The 255-nt window shown below is 42.7% G+C and carries 1 protein-coding gene; it reads right to left on the reverse strand.

Annotated elements, in window-relative coordinates; all coding sequences use genetic code 11:
* On the reverse strand, positions 1 to 242 hold a 242-nt coding region (locus SB775_RS31520; RefSeq protein ID WP_410865217.1), incomplete at its 3' end, for an acyltransferase family protein.
* Positions 243 to 255 lie beyond the last annotated feature (13 nt).

The following is a 255-nucleotide window of genomic DNA, read 5'->3' on the forward strand; positions in this document are numbered from 1 at the left end:
GCCCCGCTAAGGAAAAAAGTAATAAGCAGGATTATATAATAAGCAGGCAGTATTCTCAGGGCTCGCCTTTTGATAAAAGAAATTGCACCATTAAGACCATTAGGAACCCTGGATGCGCTAAGTGTTATAACAAATCCACTTATTAGAAAGAATAGATCGACACCTGTCCCTCCCCACCGGAAAAGAGTATCACCTAGCCCTGGATTAACAACGTTGATGTTCCAGCGAAAGTGAAAAAGCACTACGCTTAGAGCG

This window comes from Peribacillus sp. SIMBA_075, from assembly GCF_046534585.1.